At 65.0% G+C, this 17,008-nt stretch carries 16 protein-coding genes and 1 tRNA gene; all 17 read right to left on the bottom strand.

Annotated features, from left to right (window positions below; genetic code table 11):
* Entirely contained in the window at positions 1-1,083 is a 1,083-nt protein-coding gene (gene nuoH / locus ACTIEY_RS16735) for an NADH-quinone oxidoreductase subunit NuoH (protein ID WP_439520253.1), read from the bottom strand.
* Positions 1,080-3,218, bottom strand: a complete 2,139-nt coding sequence (nuoG, locus tag ACTIEY_RS16730) for an NADH-quinone oxidoreductase subunit NuoG (RefSeq protein WP_439520252.1) — start codon at positions 3,216-3,218, stop codon at positions 1,080-1,082. Before nuoG ends, nuoH begins: the two co-directional genes overlap by 4 nt.
* Positions 3,219-3,232: 14 nt before the next feature.
* Positions 3,233-4,606 carry an NADH-quinone oxidoreductase subunit NuoF gene (gene nuoF / locus ACTIEY_RS16725; RefSeq protein ID WP_439520251.1) on the bottom strand — a complete coding sequence of 458 codons (1,374 nt, stop codon included), beginning with the start codon at positions 4,604-4,606 and terminating at the stop codon, positions 3,233-3,235.
* Positions 4,603-5,115: an NADH-quinone oxidoreductase subunit NuoE family protein gene (locus tag ACTIEY_RS16720; RefSeq protein WP_439520250.1), complete on the bottom strand. Its 513-nt coding sequence runs from the start codon at positions 5,113-5,115 to the stop codon at positions 4,603-4,605. The genes nuoF and ACTIEY_RS16720 overlap by 4 nt, the downstream gene beginning before the upstream one ends.
* Complete coding sequence (locus tag ACTIEY_RS16715; RefSeq protein WP_439520249.1) at positions 5,112-6,365, bottom strand: NADH-quinone oxidoreductase subunit D; 1,254 nt, start codon at positions 6,363-6,365, stop codon at positions 5,112-5,114. The genes ACTIEY_RS16720 and ACTIEY_RS16715 overlap by 4 nt, the downstream gene beginning before the upstream one ends.
* A gap of 26 nt (positions 6,366-6,391) precedes the next feature.
* Positions 6,392-7,000 (bottom strand): NADH-quinone oxidoreductase subunit C, encoded by a 609-nt coding sequence (locus ACTIEY_RS16710; RefSeq protein ID WP_439520312.1) that lies wholly within the window; start codon positions 6,998-7,000, stop codon positions 6,392-6,394.
* Positions 7,001-7,064: 64 nt separating this feature from the next.
* On the bottom strand, positions 7,065-7,544 hold the full coding sequence (locus ACTIEY_RS16705) for a NuoB/complex I 20 kDa subunit family protein (protein ID WP_056273769.1): 480 nt from the start codon (positions 7,542-7,544) through the stop codon (positions 7,065-7,067).
* A 36-nt stretch (positions 7,545-7,580) separates the two neighbouring features.
* Positions 7,581-7,940, bottom strand: a complete 360-nt coding sequence (locus ACTIEY_RS16700) for an NADH-quinone oxidoreductase subunit A (protein WP_428288975.1) — start codon at positions 7,938-7,940, stop codon at positions 7,581-7,583.
* A 46-nt stretch (positions 7,941-7,986) separates the two neighbouring features.
* Positions 7,987-8,071 (bottom strand) — tRNA-Leu (locus ACTIEY_RS16695).
* A 147-nt stretch (positions 8,072-8,218) separates the two neighbouring features.
* Positions 8,219-8,641, bottom strand: coding sequence for a preprotein translocase subunit SecG (gene secG / locus ACTIEY_RS16690; protein ID WP_439520248.1), 423 nt, complete (start codon positions 8,639-8,641; stop codon positions 8,219-8,221).
* Between the two features lie 51 nt (positions 8,642-8,692).
* Entirely contained in the window at positions 8,693-9,439 is a 747-nt protein-coding gene (gene tpiA / locus ACTIEY_RS16685) for a triose-phosphate isomerase (protein WP_439520247.1), read from the bottom strand.
* A 26-nt stretch (positions 9,440-9,465) separates the two neighbouring features.
* On the bottom strand, positions 9,466-10,455 hold the full coding sequence (locus ACTIEY_RS16680; protein ID WP_439520246.1) for an NAD(P)H-quinone oxidoreductase: 990 nt from the start codon (positions 10,453-10,455) through the stop codon (positions 9,466-9,468).
* Positions 10,456-10,475: 20 nt separating this feature from the next.
* On the bottom strand, positions 10,476-12,602 hold the full coding sequence (gene pnp / locus ACTIEY_RS16675) for a polyribonucleotide nucleotidyltransferase (RefSeq protein ID WP_439520245.1): 2,127 nt from the start codon (positions 12,600-12,602) through the stop codon (positions 10,476-10,478).
* A 262-nt stretch (positions 12,603-12,864) separates the two neighbouring features.
* Positions 12,865-13,131, bottom strand: coding sequence for a 30S ribosomal protein S15 (gene rpsO / locus ACTIEY_RS16670; RefSeq protein ID WP_086124425.1), 267 nt, complete (start codon positions 13,129-13,131; stop codon positions 12,865-12,867).
* A gap of 142 nt (positions 13,132-13,273) precedes the next feature.
* Positions 13,274-14,515 carry a pyridoxal phosphate-dependent aminotransferase gene (locus ACTIEY_RS16665; RefSeq protein WP_439520244.1) on the bottom strand — a complete coding sequence of 414 codons (1,242 nt, stop codon included), beginning with the start codon at positions 14,513-14,515 and terminating at the stop codon, positions 13,274-13,276.
* Positions 14,491-15,786, bottom strand: coding sequence for a branched-chain amino acid ABC transporter substrate-binding protein (locus tag ACTIEY_RS16660; RefSeq protein ID WP_439520311.1), 1,296 nt, complete (start codon positions 15,784-15,786; stop codon positions 14,491-14,493). The genes ACTIEY_RS16665 and ACTIEY_RS16660 overlap by 25 nt, the downstream gene beginning before the upstream one ends.
* 102 nt (positions 15,787-15,888) lie before the next feature.
* Positions 15,889-16,989: a tRNA (adenosine(37)-N6)-threonylcarbamoyltransferase complex transferase subunit TsaD gene (gene tsaD, locus ACTIEY_RS16655; protein ID WP_439520243.1), complete on the bottom strand. Its 1,101-nt coding sequence runs from the start codon at positions 16,987-16,989 to the stop codon at positions 15,889-15,891.
* Positions 16,990-17,008 lie beyond the last annotated feature (19 nt).

Here is a 17,008-nt window from a genome sequence, read left to right as displayed (position 1 = left end):
TTATTTCCAGAGGTTCCACGAGGTCTGCATCAACGCGCCGACGAGCAGCAGGTAGATGAGCGTGACGGGAATGAAGATCTTCCAGCCCAGACGCATGATCTGGTCGTAGCGGAAGCGCGGGAAAGTGGCGCGGATCCAGATGAACATGGACACCACGATGCAGGTCTTGATGCCCAGCCAGATCCAGCCGGGTACCCAGTTGAACAAGGCGTGGTCGATCGGCGAGAGCCAGCCACCCAGGAACATGAGCACACCCAGGACAGACACCAGCCACATGCTGGCGTACTCGGCGAGGAAGAAGATGGCAAAGCCCATGCCGGAGTACTCGACCATGTGACCGGCCACGATCTCGGCTTCTCCTTCGACCACGTCGAAGGGATGGCGGTTGGTTTCGGCCACACCGGAAATCAGGTAGACGAAGAAGATCGGCAGCAGCGGCAACCAGTTCCAGGAGAGAAAATTCAGCCCCAGGTCGGCCGCCATGCCGCGCGACTGCGAAGCGACGATCTCACCGAGGTGCAGGCTCCCGGCGGTCATGACCACCACCAGGAAGCAGAATCCGATGGCGATTTCGTAGCTCACCATCTGGGCCGAGGCGCGCAGTGCGCCCAGGAACGCGTACTTGGAGTTGGACGCCCAGCCGGCAATGATCACGCCATACACCTCGATGGAGGTGATGGCCAGGATCACCAGCAGGCCGGCGTTGACGTTCGCAATGATCGCTTCGGGCCCGAAGGGAATGGCCACCCAGGCGGCAAGGGCCGGCATGATGGCCATGACCGGACCCAGGCGGAACAGCCCGTTGCTGGCAGCGCTCGGCCGGATCAGTTCCTTGGTGAGCAGCTTGACCGCGTCGGCGATGGGCTGCAGCAGCCCCATGGGGCCCACGCGGTTGGGTCCGTGGCGAACCTGGATCCAGCCAAGCAGCTTGCGTTCCCACAAAGTGAGGTAGGCGACCGCGCCCATCAGAGGGGCCAGCACCGCCACGATCTTGATGAGGTTCCAGATCACGGGCCAGGCGGCCGTGGTCCACCACGGGGCGGCGATCAAGCCCAGGCCGCCGTTGTACATGGCATCGATCACGCGGCGGCTCCTTCCACAGCCAGGGCGGCGGACCGCGCATCGGCGGTGAGCTGCAACGAGGTGGCACGGCGCACCAGGCCGTCAAGCTGGTAGATGGAGGCCACGCACGGCTCGGACGAGGCGGGAGCGACGTCGATCGCGGTGCTGCTGCTGGCGTTGTTCAATCGGCCCGCGTCGACCAGCGCACCGGAGGCCACACCGGGCAAGGCGCTGGCCAGCACGGCTTGCGAAGAATCGGCATCGAAGCCCGGCAGTTCCAGCAGGTTGCCCAGCACGCGCAGCACCTTCCAGGCCGGACGCGTCTCGCCCAGCGGACGCACGACGGCATGGAAGCTCTGCAGACGCCCCTCGGCGTTGACGAAAGAGCCCGAGGTCTCGGTGAACGGCGCGACCGGCAGCAGCACATCGCTGACATCCAGGTTGGTCTTGAACGGACTCAGCGTGACGACCATGCCCGCCCGGAACAAGCCTTCAACGCCGGCTGCGGCGTCGTGTGCGGGTTCGGTGTTCAAGAGGATCGCGGCCTTGAGCCCGCCGGTCAACATGCGCCCGGCATGCAAGCCACCCTGCCCTGGCAGCGCGCCCACCAGTTGCGCGCCCACCGTGTTGGCGGCCTCGGTGAGGTAGCCCACCGTGGCGCCGGTCTGCTCGGCAATCCAGTTGGCCAGCGCCAGCAGGCTGGACGCCTTTTCATGGTGCGCAGCGGCATTGCCCAGCAGGATCGCCTTGCGTTCGCCACCCATCAGCGACTTCGCCACCGCGCGGTGCGAGTCGGACGCGTCGACCTTCACCGGAGAAGTAGCACCGGTTTCGCCGGCCACTGCAGATGCGATGCCGGCCAATGCCGATACCCAGTCCGCGCTGCCGGCCAGAACGGTGTTTTTCAGCGGCATCGCCCAGTCCTGCGACTCGGCATTCAACACGCTCACCTGAGCACCCTTGCGCTGTGCCTGGCGGATCCGCTGCGCGAACAGCGGATGGTCCTTGCGAAGGTTCGAGCCGACCACAAGCACACGTTGCAGCGTGGACAGCGAGGCGATAGGCATGCCCAGCCAGCGGGCCGAATTCGCCGGTGCGGCATTGCCGAAGTCGGCATGGCGCAGGCGCGCATCGATGTTCTGGCTGCCGAGCCCGCGCACAAGGGCGCCGGCAAGGGCCAGCTCTTCCAGCGTGCTGTGCGGGCTGGCGAGCAGACCGAGGGCGCTGGCGCCGTGCTCGGCCTTGACCTGCCTGAGGCCGTTGGCCACATATTCCAGCGCGGTCTGCCAGTCCACCGTCTTCCATTCACCGCCCTGCTTGAGCATGGGCGCCGTCAGGCGGTCTTCCGAACCGAGGGCTTCGTACGAGAAACGGTCCCGGTCGGCGATCCAGCACTCATTGACGGCTTCGTTCTCCAGCGGCAGCACGCGCATGACGCTGTGGTTCTTCACCTGCACGATCAGGTTGGCGCCGGTCGCGTCGTGCGGGCTCACGCTCTTGCGGCGCGAGAGTTCCCAAGTACGGGCGCTGTAGCGGAACGGCTTGCTGGTGAGTGCACCGACCGGACAGATGTCGATCATGTTGCCCGACAGTTCGGAGTCCACGGTCTCGCCGAGCACGGTGGTGATTTCCGAATGCTCGCCGCGGTGGATCATGCCGAGCTCCATCACGCCAGCCACTTCCTGCCCGAAGCGAACGCAGCGGGTGCAGTGGATGCAGCGGGACATTTCGGCCATGGAAATGAGCGGCCCCACATCCTTGTGCAGCACGACGCGCTTTTCCTCTTCATAGCGCGAACCGGAACCGCCGTAGCCCACGGCCAGGTCCTGCAGCTGGCATTCGCCACCCTGGTCGCAGATGGGACAGTCCAGCGGATGGTTGATGAGCAGGAACTCCATCACCGACTGCTGCGCCTTGATCGCCTTGTCGCTCTTGGTGCGAACGATCATGCCCTGCGTGACCGGCGTGGCACAGGCCGGCATGGGCTTGGGCGCCTTCTCCACGTCAACCAGGCACATGCGGCAGTTGGCCGCGATGGACAACTTCTTGTGATAGCAGAAATGCGGGATGTAGGTGCCCGCCTTTTCGGCAGCATGCATGACCATGCTGCCCGTGGGCACTTCCACCTTCTTGCCGTCGAGTTCGATTTCAACCATGGGAATGTCTTCTCTTAAGCAACCTTGGCGGGCGTCTGAGCAGCCGTGATCTTGGCGTCGAACTCATGCCGGAAGTGTTTGATCATGGCGCGCACCGGCATGGCCGCTGCATCGCCCAGGGCGCAGATGGTGCGGCCCATGATGTTCTCGGCCACGTTGTCGAGCAGCGCCATGTCGCTGGGCTTTCCCAACCCGCTGTCGATGCGATCGACCACGCGCCACAGCCAGCCCGTGCCTTCGCGACAAGGCGTGCACTGGCCGCAGGACTCGTGCATGTAGAAATAGGACAGGCGCTTGAGGGACTCGACCATGCAGCGCGAATCGTCCATCACGATGACGGCGCCCGAACCCAGCATGGAGCCGGCCTTGGCGATGGAGTCGTAGTCCATCGTGCATTCCATCATGATGTGCGCCGGCAGCACCGGGGCAGAAGAGCCACCGGGAATCACGGCCTTGAGCGTGCGGCCCTTGCGCACACCGCCAGCGAGCTCGAGCAGCTTGCTGAAGGGCGTGCCCAGGGGCACTTCGTAATTGCCGGGCAGTTCCACGTCGCCGCTGACCGAATAGATCTTGGTGCCGCCATTATTCGGCTTGCCACAGGCCAGGTACGCCGCGCCGCCGTTGCGGATGATCCACGGGACCGCTGCGAAGGTCTCGGTGTTGTTGATGGTGGTGGGCTTGCCGTAGAGCCCGAAACTGGCGGGGAACGGTGGCTTGAAACGCGGCTGGCCCTTCTTGCCTTCCAGCGATTCGAGCAGCGCGGTCTCCTCACCGCAGATGTATGCACCAAAGCCATGGGCCGCGTGCAACTGGAAGTTGAAACCGCTGCCCATGATGCCGTCGCCGAGGTAGCCTTCGGCGCGCGCTTCTTCCAGCGCGGCTTCGAAGCGGTCGTAGGCTTCGAAGATCTCGCCATGGATGTAGTTGTAGCCGACGCTGATGCCCATGGCGTACGCCGCGATCGCCATGCCTTCAATGACGATGTGCGGGTTGTACATGAGGATGTCGCGGTCCTTGCAGGTGCCGGGCTCACCCTCGTCCGAGTTGCACACCAGGTATTTCTGGCCGGGAAACTGGCGCGGCATGAAGCTCCACTTCAGGCCGGTTGGAAAGCCCGCGCCACCCCGGCCGCGCAGCGCAGATTCCTTGAGCGTGGCGATGACCTGGTCTTGCGTGAGGCCGACCACAGGGGGGTCACCGGCCGGCGCAGAACCGTCCTGCCCGAGCACCTTGCGCAGCGCCTGGTAGCCACCACGAGCCACATAGTCCTTCAGAGACCAGTTGCTGCCGTCGAGATCGGCGTAGATCTGTGGCTGGATGTGCCGACCATGGAAACAGGTCTGCAGGCCCGTGGCGCGGAATTGCGAGAGGATCTGCTCGGCGTTCATCGCTGTCCTTCCGAAGCGCGCAGACCGTCGATCAACTGATCGAGCTTGTCGTTGCTCATGAAGCTGCACATGTGGCGGTCGTTGACCAGCATCACTGGCGAATCGGCGCAGGCGCCCAGGCATTCGCTTTGCTGCAGGGTGAACAGGCCATCGGCCGTGGTACCACCCATCGTGATGCCGAGACGTTGCTCGAGGTGGTGCAGGGCCTGTGCACCGTCGCGCAACTGGCACGGCAGGTTGGTGCAGACGTTGAGCTTGAACTTGCCCACCGGTTGCTGGTTGTACATGTTGTAGAACGTGGTCACCTCGTGCACGGCGATCGTTTCCATGCGCAGGTAGGCGGCCAGCGCGGCCTCGTCGGCCAGGCTCAGGTGGCCCTGCTCCTGCTGGATGATCGCCAGACACGCCATCACGGCCGACTGGCGTTGCTCGTCGGGGTACTTGGCGACCTCGCGGTCGAAGCGCTGGATCGTGGCTTCTGAAAAGGACACGGGCGTATCGGTGCTCATCGGTCGATCTCTCCGAAAACGATGTCCATGGTGCCGATGATGGCCACCGCGTCAGCCAGCATGTGGCCACGCGCCATCTCGTCCATGGTGGCCAGGTGGGCAAAGCCTGGCGCTCGGATCTTCAGGCGATAGGGCTTGTTCGCGCCATCGCTCACGAGGTAGATGCCGAACTCGCCCTTGGGGTGTTCCACCGCCGCATAGGCTTCGCCTTCGGGCACATGGAAACCTTCGGTGAACAGCTTGAAATGGTGGATCAGCTCTTCCATGTTGGCCTTCATGGCCTCGCGCGCCGGAGCCGCCACCTTGTGGTTGTCGGTGATCACCGGGCCCGGGTTGGCGCGCAGCCACTTCACGCACTGCTCGATGATGAGGTTGGACTGCTTCATCTCCTCCATGCGGACGAGGTAGCGGTCGTAGCAGTCGCCGGTCTTGCCGACAGGGATGTCGAAATCCATCTGGCCGTACACGTCGTACGGCTGCTTCTTGCGCAGGTCCCAGGCAATGCCGGATCCGCGAAGCATGGGCCCCGTCATGCCCAGGTTGAGCGCGCGCTCTGGCGTGACCACGCCGATGCCCACGGTTCGCTGCTTCCAGATGCGGTTGTCAGTCAACAGCGTATGGTATTCAGCGAGGTACGTCGGGAAGCGCCTGGTGAAATCTTCGATGAAGTCGAGCAGCGAGCCCTGGCGGTTCTCGTTGAGCTGTGCCACACCGCGTGCGTTGCGCACCTTGCTGGCGCGGTACTGCGGCATGGTGTCGGGCAGATCCCGGTACACGCCGCCGGGACGGAAATAGGCCGCATGCATGCGTGCACCCGACACCGCCTCGTACATGTCGAACAGGTCCTCGCGCTCGCGAAAAGCGTAGATGAGGATGGTGGAACTGCCGCAGTCGTTGCCGTGCGAACCCAGCCACATGAGGTGGTTCAACATGCGCGTGATCTCGGAGAACATCACACGGATGTACTGCGCGCGCACCGGCACGTCGATGCCCAGCAGTTTTTCGATGGCCAGGCAATAGGCGTGCTCATTGCACATCATCGACACGTAGTCCAGGCGATCCATGTAGGGCAGCGACTGGATGTAGGTCTTATGTTCGGCCAGCTTTTCGGTGGCACGGTGCAGCAGGCCGATGTGCGGATCGGCGCGCTGCACGACTTCGCCATCGAGCTCCAGCACGAGGCGCAGCACGCCGTGTGCAGCCGGGTGCTGCGGACCGAAGTTGAGGGTGTAGTTCTTGATTTCTGCCATGACGGGTTACACGACGGGCGCGGGCCTCAGTGCAGGCCTCCGTAGTTGTCTTCGCGGATGATGCGCGGCGTGATCTCGCGCGGCTCGATCGTCACCGGTTCGTAGATCACGCGCTGGCGTTCGGCGTCGTACCGCATCTCGACATGCCCCGACAGCGGGAAGTCCTTGCGGAACGGATGGCCGATGAAGCCGTAGTCGGTAAGGATTCGGCGCAGGTCCTCGTGGCCGTCGAACACGATGCCGTAGAGATCGAAGGCTTCACGCTCGTACCAGTTCGCGGCAGCCCAGAGGGGCGTGACGGAATCGAGCACGGGGAAATCGTCCTCAGGGCAGAAGACGCGCACCCGGAGGCGATGGTTGTGTTCGACCGAAAGCAGGTGCACCACGGCAGCGAAGCGCTGGCCTTCCCAACGGCCGTCGCCATAGGTCTGGTAGTCCATGCCACACAGGTCGATGAGCTGCTCGAAGCGTGCCTCCGGCGCATCGCGCAAGGTCTGCATCGTGGCGAAGTAGTCGGCGGCGCGCAGGGTGAGCGTGAGCTCGCCCCGCACCACGGTGAGTGACACGGCACGATCGCCGAGCAACTTGCCCAACGCGCCTTGAAGCGCCTCGGGTTCGACGGCGTGGAGGGTCACGGCGGTGTCGGTCATGAACGTTCTTTCAATGCCTTGACGTCGAGCGAATGGCCGCAAGGCGTCATCAAGCCCGGGCGATGGTCTGGGTGCGACGGATCTTCTGCTGCAGCTGGATGATTCCGTACAGCAGGGCTTCGGCAGTGGGCGGGCAGCCGGGCACGTACACGTCCACGGGCACGATGCGGTCGCAACCTCGCACCACGGAATAGCTGTAGTGGTAGTAGCCGCCACCGTTGGCACACGATCCCATGGAAAGCACCCAGCGGGGTTCGGCCATCTGGTCGTAGACCTTGCGCAGCGCAGGCGCCATCTTGTTGCACAGTGTGCCGGCCACGATCATCAGATCGGACTGGCGCGGACTGGCGCGGAACACCTCCGAACCGAAGCGGCCGATGTCGTAGCGCGCCGCTGCGGCGTGCATCATCTCGACCGCGCAGCAGGCCAGACCGAAGGTCATGGGCCACAGCGAGCCGGTCTTAGCCCAGTTCACCACCGAGTCGTAGCTCGTGGTGACAAAACCTTCCTTGAATACGCCTTCAATCATGAAACGCTCCGGTGCATTCGTGTGTGTTCCTGTCGTTCATTCCCAGTCCAGTGCACCCTTCTTCCACTCGTAGGCAAAGCCGACGGTGAGGATCACCAGGAACACGACCCCCGCGAGGAAGCCGGTCATGCCGATGTCGGAGAACGCGACGGCCCAGGGAATGAGAAAGGCGATTTCGAGGTCGAACAGGATGAAGAGGATGGCCACGAGGTAGTAGCGCACGTCGAACTTCATGCGGGCATCTTCAAACGCCTCGAAACCGCATTCGTAAGGAGAATTCTTCTCGGCATCCGGCAGGTTGGGGCCCAGGATGTAACCGAGCACCTGCGGGATGATCCCGACGGCAATACCCACCAAGATGAACAGAAGCACGGGAAGGTATTGTTCGAGACTCATCTTGGTCGATTCCGCTGACACGGCGTGGGACCGTGTTGCCAAAGATTGGTGCCGACGGCGAGACTCGAACTCGCACAGCTTTCGCCACTACCCCCTCAAGATAGCGTGTCTACCAATTTCACCACGTCGGCTGGGTCTGCATTGTCGGGCTCGCGAGGAAGAGTGCGAGCCTTGCTGACAACCCATGGAGTTTACCCTGAAACGACTGCCGATTTTGCAGCGCAGCAGAGGATTTTCGGTCACGCGCGCCGCTCAATGCCAACGCGCCACCCAGCGACTCACTTCGCTGGAATCTGGGCCGCGCCCCCGGCTGCCGGCTGCGACGCTGCACCGGATGCAGCAGGTGCAGGCGCGGGTGCCAGACCCGGCGTGCTGCCAGGAATCTGCTGAGCTGCACCGGCAGGCTGCGCAGGCGCAGCCACGCCTTCGAGCACGCTGCCCGTGCTCGGCGCGGTCCGCAGGTTGCCGAAGTAAGCCAGGCCCAGCGTGCAACCCAGGAACACCGCGGCGAGCACGGCCGTGGTTCGCGAAAGGAAGTTGGCGCCGCCTGACGCGCCAAAGAGGCTGGCCGACCCCGCACCACCGCCACCGAACGCGGCGCCCGCATCAGCACCCTTGCCGTGCTGCATGAGGATGAGGCCGATCATGGCCAGGGCCGACAGGATCTGCACCGCCAGCAAGAGGGTCAACACGATGTTCATTTTTTACTCCGGGAATTCTCTGTGAGTCACGTCACCAGGACGCGTGCAAGGTTAGCGGGCTGCGCCCACGATCTGGAGGAAGTCGGCCGCTTTCAGCGAAGCGCCGCCGATCAATCCGCCGTCGATGTCGGGTTGCGCCAGCAGGCTGGCGGCGTTGGCCGCATTCATGCTGCCGCCATAGAGGATGTGCACGCGCTCGGGGTGCTGCGTGGCTGCCGCAATCTGCGCACGCAGCACGGCATGCACTTGCTGCGCCTGCTCGGGCGTGGCGGTCTTGCCGGTGCCGATGGCCCACACAGGCTCGTAGGCCACCACGATCTCGCTGGTGCAATGGGCGACCACATGAATGACAGCGGCGAGCTGCCGCTTCACCACCAGTTCGGTCTGACCGGCGTCTCGCTCGGCCAGGGTTTCACCGACGCAGACGATGGGGGTGATACCGGCTGCCAGGGCGCGCTGCGCCTTGTTGGCCACGGTCACATCGCTCTCGGCATGGTACTGACGGCGCTCCGAGTGGCCCACGATCGCGTAGCGGCAACCGAAGTCGCGCAACATGGCCGCCGACACCTCGCCGGTGTAGGCACCTTGCTCGTGGGCGGACACGTCCTGCGCGCCCCACGCGATCGGGCTGCCCTGCAGCAAACCCTGCAATTGCGCCAGGTAGGGCGAACTGGCGCACAAGGCCATGTCGGCCATGGGTGCCTCAGCGCCCAGGCCATCGAGCATGGCCTTCACCAGCGCCTCGTTGGCAGCCAGTGAGCCATTCATCTTCCAGTTGCCCGCAATCATTTTTCTCATTCGCGTATGTCTCTTTGCATCTGGCTTCAGGACCAGCTGAGCACCAGCTTGCCAATGTGCTGGTTCGATTCCATCAACGTGTGCGCGGCCGCCGCATCACCCGCCTTGAACACCTGGTGGACCACCGGCTTGATGCTTCCGTTGGCCAGCAATGGCCACACGTTCTTGCGCAGGGACATGGCAATGGCCGCCTTGAACGCCACCGGTCGCGGACGCAAGGTCGAGCCGGTGACGGTGAGCCGTCGGCGCAGCACCAGCGCCGCGTTGATTTCCGCCTTCACGCCACCCTGCACCGCGATGATCACCAGCCGGCCGTCCTCGGCGAGGCATTCGATCTCGCGAGCCACATAAGCACCGGCCACCATGTCCAGAATGACGTCGACGCCCTTCTTGTCGGTCAGCCGGGCCACCTCTTCCACAAAATCCTGCGTCCGGTAGTTGATCGCATGGTCGGCACCGAGTTGCAGGCAGGCGGCGCATTTGTCGTCGCTGCCCGCCGTGGCGATCACCCGCGCTCCCAAGGCCTTGGCCATCTGGATCGCCGTCACGCCGATGCCGCTGGTCCCGCCCTGGATGAGCAGCGTCTCGCCCGCTTGCAGGCGCCCACGGTCGAACACATTGCTCCAGACGGTGAAGAAAGTTTCGGGCAACGAGGCCGCAGCGATGTCGTCCAGCCCCGCCGGCACGGGCAGGCACTGGCCCACGGGGGCTACGCACCACTGCGCGTAGCCACCGCCCGCCACCAGGGCGCACACGCGGTCGCCGACCTTCAACCCGGCCTCGGCCATCGCCGCCGGGTCGCCTGATTCGATCACGCCCGCCACCTCAAGGCCGGGAATGTCGGAAGCGCCAGGTGGCACCGGGTAGTTGCCGGTGCGTTGCAGCACGTCGGGACGGTTCACGCCCGAGGCGCTCACGCGAATCAGCAACTCGCCCGCACCCGCGACCGACACCGGCCGCTCGGCCAGGCGCAGGACTTCGGGTGCGCCATAGGCGCTGATTTCAACGGCTTGCATCACCGACTCCAAGCGCGACATCAGGACTGGGGCTGCGGTGCCTGCTCGCCGGTGTTGCGCTCGGCCAAGGCCTTCATGGACAGCTTGACGCGGCCCTTCTCATCCGTCTCGAGCACTTTCACGCGCACGACCTGGCCTTCGGTGAGGTAGTCGGTGACTTTCTCGACGCGCTCGTGCGCGATCTGGCTGATGTGCAGCAGGCCGTCCTTGCCGGGCAACAGGTTGATCAGGGCACCGAAGTCCAGGATCTTGGTGACCGGGCCTTCGTAGACCTTGCCCACCTCCACTTCGGCGGTGATCTGCTCGATGCGGCGCTTGGCTTCGTCGGCCTTGGCCGAGTCGGTCGAGGCGATGGTGATGGTGCCGTCTTCGTCGATGTTGATCTGCGTGCCGGTTTCTTCGGTCAGCGCGCGAATGACGGCGCCGCCCTTGCCGATCACATCACGGATCTTCTCGGGGTTGATCTTCATGGTGAAGAGCTTGGGCGCGAAGTTGGACACTTCGGTCTTGGCTTCTCCCATGGCTTCCTGCATCTTGCCCAGGATGTGCATGCGGGCCTCCTTGGCCTGGGCCAGCGCGACCTGCATGATTTCCTTGGTGATGCCCTGGATCTTGATGTCCATCTGCAGCGCCGAGATGCCGTTGGTGGTACCCGCCACCTTGAAGTCCATGTCGCCCAGATGATCTTCGTCACCCAGGATGTCGGTCAGCACGGCGAAGCGGTTGCCGTCCTTGATCAGGCCCATGGCGATACCGGCCACGTGGGCTTTCATCGGCACGCCGGCGTCCATCAACGCCAGGCAGCCGCCGCACACCGAAGCCATCGACGAGGAGCCGTTGGACTCGGTGATTTCCGACACCACGCGCATGGTGTAGGGGAAGTCTTCCTTGCTGGGCAGCGCTGCGATCAGCGCGCGCTTGGCCAGGCGGCCATGACCGATCTCGCGGCGCTTCGGGGTGCCGAAGCGGCCGGCTTCACCGGTGGCGAAGGGTGGCATGTTGTAGTGGAGCATGAAGCGGTCTTCAAACTCGCCGGCCAGCGCATCGATGCGCTGCGCGTCGCGGTCGGTGCCGAGCGTGGCCACCACCAGCGCCTGGGTTTCACCACGGGTGAACAGGGCCGAGCCGTGGGTGCGCGGCAGGAGGCCGTTGCGGATCTCGATGGCACGCACGGTGCGCGTGTCGCGGCCGTCGATGCGGGGCTCGCCGGCCAGGATCTGGCCGCGCACGATCTTCGCTTCAATCTCGAACAGCAGGGCTTCCACTGCCACGCTGTCGAAGTCCACGCCTTCGGCCTTCAGTGCCGCCATCACGTCCGCATACGCGGTGCGGCAGGCCTGGGTGCGGGCCTGCTTGTTGCGGATCTGATAGGCGGCTTCGAGCTTGGCCTTGGCCAGTCCGTCGATCTTGGCGATCAGCGGCTCGTCCTTGGCCGGCGGCTGCCAGTCCCAGGCGGGCTTGCCCGCTTCGCGAACCAGGTCGTTGATGGCGGCAATGGCGATGTTGCCCTGCTCGTGGCCGAACACCACGGCGCCGAGCATGATCTCTTCAGACAGCTGGTCGGCTTCGGACTCCACCATCAGCACAGCGGCTTCGGTGCCGGCGACGACCAGGTCGAGCTGACTGTCCTTCAACTGGGTCTGGCCGGGGTTGAGCACGTACTGCCCATTGATGTAACCCACGCGCGCAGCGCCAATTGGACCGTTGAACGGAATGCCGCTCACGGACAGCGCGGCGGACGTCGCGATCATGGCGGCAATGTCGGCCTGCACTTCGGGGTTCAGGCTGACGACATGCACGATGACCTGCACTTCGTTGTAGAAGCCTTCGGGGAACAGCGGGCGGATCGGGCGGTCGATGAGGCGGCAGGTCAGCGTTTCGAGTTCGCTCGGACGGCCTTCGCGCTTGAAGAAGCTGCCGGGGATCTTGCCGGCGGCGTACGACTTCTCGGTGTAGTCGACGGTCAGCGGGAAGAAGTCCTGGCCGGCCTTGGCTTCGGTCTTGGCGACCACGGTGGCGAGCACCACGGTGTCGTCGATGTTGACCAGCACGGCGCCAGTGGACTGACGGGCGATTTCGCCGGTTTCCATCGTGACGGTGTGGGGGCCCCACTGGAAGGTCTTGGTGACTTTGTTGAACATGCTCATGTTGTCTCTCCGTTAAATGCCACCGCCGGTGGCGGAAGGCTCAACGTGCAGCCGATGGCTGCACAAAAACCCGGAAACACAACCCAGAACACGATGCCATTCCAGGTGGGCTGTGGGCGCGGCTTGGGCCCACAGACCGCCTGGAATGACACAGCTTCGCTCTGTCATCGATGCTTCCGGAATCAAAAAGGGCGGGCGACAAGCAAAAAACGCCCAAGCCGGCGAACCAACTCAGGCGTTTTGCGTGTCACAGCCGGCCCAATTACTTGCGCAGGCCCAGTTTCTGGATCAGGGCCAGGTAGCGGTCAGCGTCCTTGGACTTGAGGTAGTCGAGCAGCTTGCGGCGGCGGCTCACCATGCGCAGCAGGCCACGGCGGCCGTGGTGGTCCTTGGCGTGGGTCTTGAAATGGGGGGTCAGCTCGTTGATGCGAGCGGTGAGCAGGGCAACCTGCACTTCGGGGCTGCCGGTGTCGTTGGCAGCGCGCGCGTTGGCCGAAACGACCTCGGCCTTGATGGATTGGGCGATCATGAAAATCCTTGGTTTTGACTTGCGTCCCGTCGCAGCTGGCACGCTTTCCGGCACCTTTCAATGCTTTCCCGGAAACATGGGCCGCAGCGGGCGTGAATGCCGTCCGTGAAGACAGCAACCGGCGATTATAGACCAGACGACCTTAACGGGGCTGCACCTTGAGCCACGCCGCCAGCCTGCCCACGCCCTGGACCAGGCGCTCCCGGTCGCGGCTGGCAAAACACCAGCGCAGCCAGCCCGCGGCTTCAGGACCAAAGGCACTGCCCGGCGCCAGGCCCAACCCGGCCTCGCGCACCAGGCGCTTGGCAGTGTCCAGGCAATCGGCCTGCCCTTCCAGTCTGAAGAACGCGTACATGCCGCCCAGCGGTTCGGCCAGCGTGACGCCCGGCAGGCCGCGCAGCAGAGGCACCAGGGTGTCGCGGCAGGCCTTGAGGTGTTGCACCAGGGCGGGCGTCACCTCGTGCCCCCGCAGCAACGCCTGCGTGGCGGCCCGTTGCACGAACACCGGCGCACAAGAGGTGTTGTATTCGATGAGCTTGCCGACTGCGTCGGTGAGCTCGGCCGGCAGCACCAGCCAGCCCAGGCGCCAGCCGGTCATCAGGAAGCTCTTGGAAAAACTGTGGGCAACGATGACCCGGTCCTGTGGTTCGGCGACGTCGAGGAAGCTGCTGGCCGCGCCGTTGGGCGTGTCGGCGCCGAAGTACAGCCGCTCGTACACCTCGTCGGCCAGGATCCAGGTGCCGGTGCGACGGCAATGCGCGAGGATGCTGCGCTGCTCGGCGGCCGTGAGCGTCCAGCCCGTCGGGTTGTTCGGGGCGTTGACGATCAGCATCCGCGTGGACGGGGTGACGGCCGCCAGCAAGGCGTCCATGTCCAGCGCCCAGGCGCCGGCGCGCGGACCGCCCTCGACCACCTTGAGCGGCACAGCCTTCACGCGCGCGCCCATGATCAGCGGCTGCGCCACCAGGTTGGGCCAGGCCGGCGTGACCACCACCACCTCGTCGCCCGCTTCCACGATGGCCTGCGAGGCCAGCATGAGCCCATTGACACCGCCGGAGGTGACCGCGAGGCGCTGGCGCCAGTGGGCCACGCCCCGCCCGGGATGCAGGTCATCGGTGTAGGCCGCCAGCGCGTCGCGCAATTCCGGCAGGCCCAGGTTGTGGGCATAGAACGTTTCGCCGGCCTGCAGCGACGCGATGGCAGCCTCGCGGATGAAGCCTGGCGTGACGTCATCGCTTTCGCCAAACCAGAACTTCAGCACGCCTTCACGGCCGAGGCCCTCGTTGGCCACCTCGCGGATTCGCGACGCTTCCAGGTCGGCGACCACCTGGCGAGGATGAGGGTGGTGTACGGGTGCGCTCACCCGGGTCGGATCATGTTGCATCGGTGCGGTTGCTCTGCCTGTTGCGGGGTGAGGTTTCGGATCACGCGAAAGCCGTAGCCCGATCCTTCCACGTCGAATTTCACGCCGGGTGCGCCCTGGCGGTCCATCATGGCCACGGCCAGCCGTTGCTGGAACTGGTGGTCGCTTGCGCGCATGCGCGCCGTCTGGCCTGCCAGCGTGACTTCCGCCTTTTCCAGCTGGGTGGCGATGTTCGCGGCGTTGATCTCACCACCAGACGCACCCGCCCGTTCGATGGCCTGGGCCAGCGATTCGATCATGAGTTGCATGCGCATGTGCACGTAGTCGTCGGCGGGGCTGGGGAAACGCTGGCGGAACGACTGGTAGAAGGCCTCCGAGTCCGGCGTGGGGACATTGGGGAACCAGTCGGCCACGGCAATCACCTTGCCGATTCCGGCATCGCCCATCGCGGCGGGTGCGCCCAGCGCGTTGCCGTAGAAGGTGTAGAAGCTGCCCTCGAAGCCCACCTCGCGCGCGGCCTTCACCAGCAGCGTGAGGTCGTTGCCCCAGTTTCCGGTGAGCACGGCTTGAGCGCCGCTGGCCTTGATCTTGGAGGCGTAGGGGAGGAAGTCCTTCACGCGGGCCATGGGGTGAAGCTCGTCGCCGACGATCTTCACGTCGGGCCGCTGGGTGGCGAGCTGGGTGCGCGCCTCCCGCAACACCGCCTGGCCGAAGCTGTAGTCCTGCCCGATCAGGTAGATGTTCTTCAGCGCCTTGTCTTCGCGCAGCACGCTCATGAGCGCACTCACGCGCATGTCGGCATGGGCGTCAAAGCGGAAATGCCAGTAGCTGCATTTTTCGTTGGTGAGCACCGGGTCCACCGCCGAATAGTTCAGGAACAGCATCTGGCGCGCTGGCTCGCGTTCGTTGTGCTTGTTGATCGCCTCGATGAGCGCACTGGCGGCGGCCGACGAATTGCCCTGCGTGACGACGGTGATGCCCTTGTCAGCGGCAGCGCGCAACGACGACAGCGCTTCCTCCGCCTGGCCCTTGCTGTCGAAACGCTCGATGACCAGCGGTCGGTTGCCACCGGGCAGCTTGACGCCACCCCGCGCATTGACGCGTTCGGTGGCCCAGACCAGGTTGCGGAAGACCGCCTCGCCGGTGTTGGCGAACGGGCCCGAGAGGCCCTCGATCATGGCAATGCGAATCGGTGCGCCGATGGCAGGCGCGGGCGCCTGGGCGGTGGCGAACGGCGCGACCAGGGCGCCCATCAACAGGGCAGCGAGAGAACGGCGGCGAAAGGCGTACATGGATTTCATGGGGAAAACAGCTCCTCTGAACGCCTTGGCCGGATGACCGAAACCCGCAAAACGAGTCACGAAGGCGACAGAGGGATGGAGTCTAATTCATAATTACGACGTTGAGTCCGCAGCGAGATCGGCCAGTGGCCAGCGCGGTTTCACGTCGAAGTGGTACCCCGGCAGCGCAAGGCCAGAGCCCCACGCCAGTCCGGTCTGCACCCGCATGCCGGCAGCCAGCGCGATCATGGCGCCGTTGTCGGTGCACAGATGCAGCTCTGGGTAGTGCACGCGCACGCCGGCCTTCTGGCAGGCCGCGTCCAGTTGCTCACGCAGCAGTGCATTGGCACCCACGCCACCGGCCACCACCAGGCGACGCAACCCACACTGGCGCACCGCGGCCATGGACTTTTTCACCAGCACTTCGACGATGGCGGCCTGCACGCTCGCGGCCACGTCGGCCTTCTGCTGCGCCGTGAGCGGGTCGGCCAGGTGAGCGGTGGCCGGCCCTTCTGCGCGGGCATGGGCCAGCTTCTTCACTTGGGTGAGCACCGCGGTCTTGAGGCCGGCAAACGAGAAATCGAGATCACCGCTGTGCAGCAGCGGCCGGGGTAGCCGGTAGGCGAGCGGATCACCCTGCAAGGCGAGCCGGGCCAGTGCCGGTCCACCGGGGTAGCCCAGGCCGAGCAGTTTGGCCGACTTGTCAAAGGCCTCGCCGGCCGCGTCGTCGATGGTTTCGCCGAGCAGTTCGTAGCGACCCACCCCATCCACCCGCATGAGCTGGCTGTGCCCCCCGGAGACCAGCAGCGCGACGAACGGGAACGCCGGCGGATCGGCGCTCAGGAACGGCGAAAGCAGGTGGCCTTCGAGGTGGTGCACGCCGATGACCGGCTTGTTCAGCGCGAAGCCCAGCGCGCACGCGACGCCCGAGCCCACCAGCAGCGCGCCGGCCAGCCCGGGCCCGCGCGTGTAGGCCACCGCGTCCACAGAAGCCAGGGGCAGCCCGGCCTGGGCGAGAACGGCGTCGGTGAGCGGGAGCACTCGACGGATGTGGTCGCGGCTGGCGAGTTCAGGCACCACGCCGCCGTAGGCCTGGTGCATGTCGATCTGGCTGTGCAGCGCGTGGCCGAGCAGGCGCGGCGTGGCGCTGCCGCTGGCATCGACCAGCGCCACGCCGGTTTCGTCGCAAGACGATTCGATTCCCAGGACAAGCATGGCGCCAAGTGTACGGGCG

The organism is Hydrogenophaga sp. (assembly GCF_051858985.1).
GTDB lineage: Bacteria > Pseudomonadota > Gammaproteobacteria > Burkholderiales > Burkholderiaceae_C > Hydrogenophaga.
This window is presented reverse-complemented; position numbering and strand designations above follow the sequence as displayed.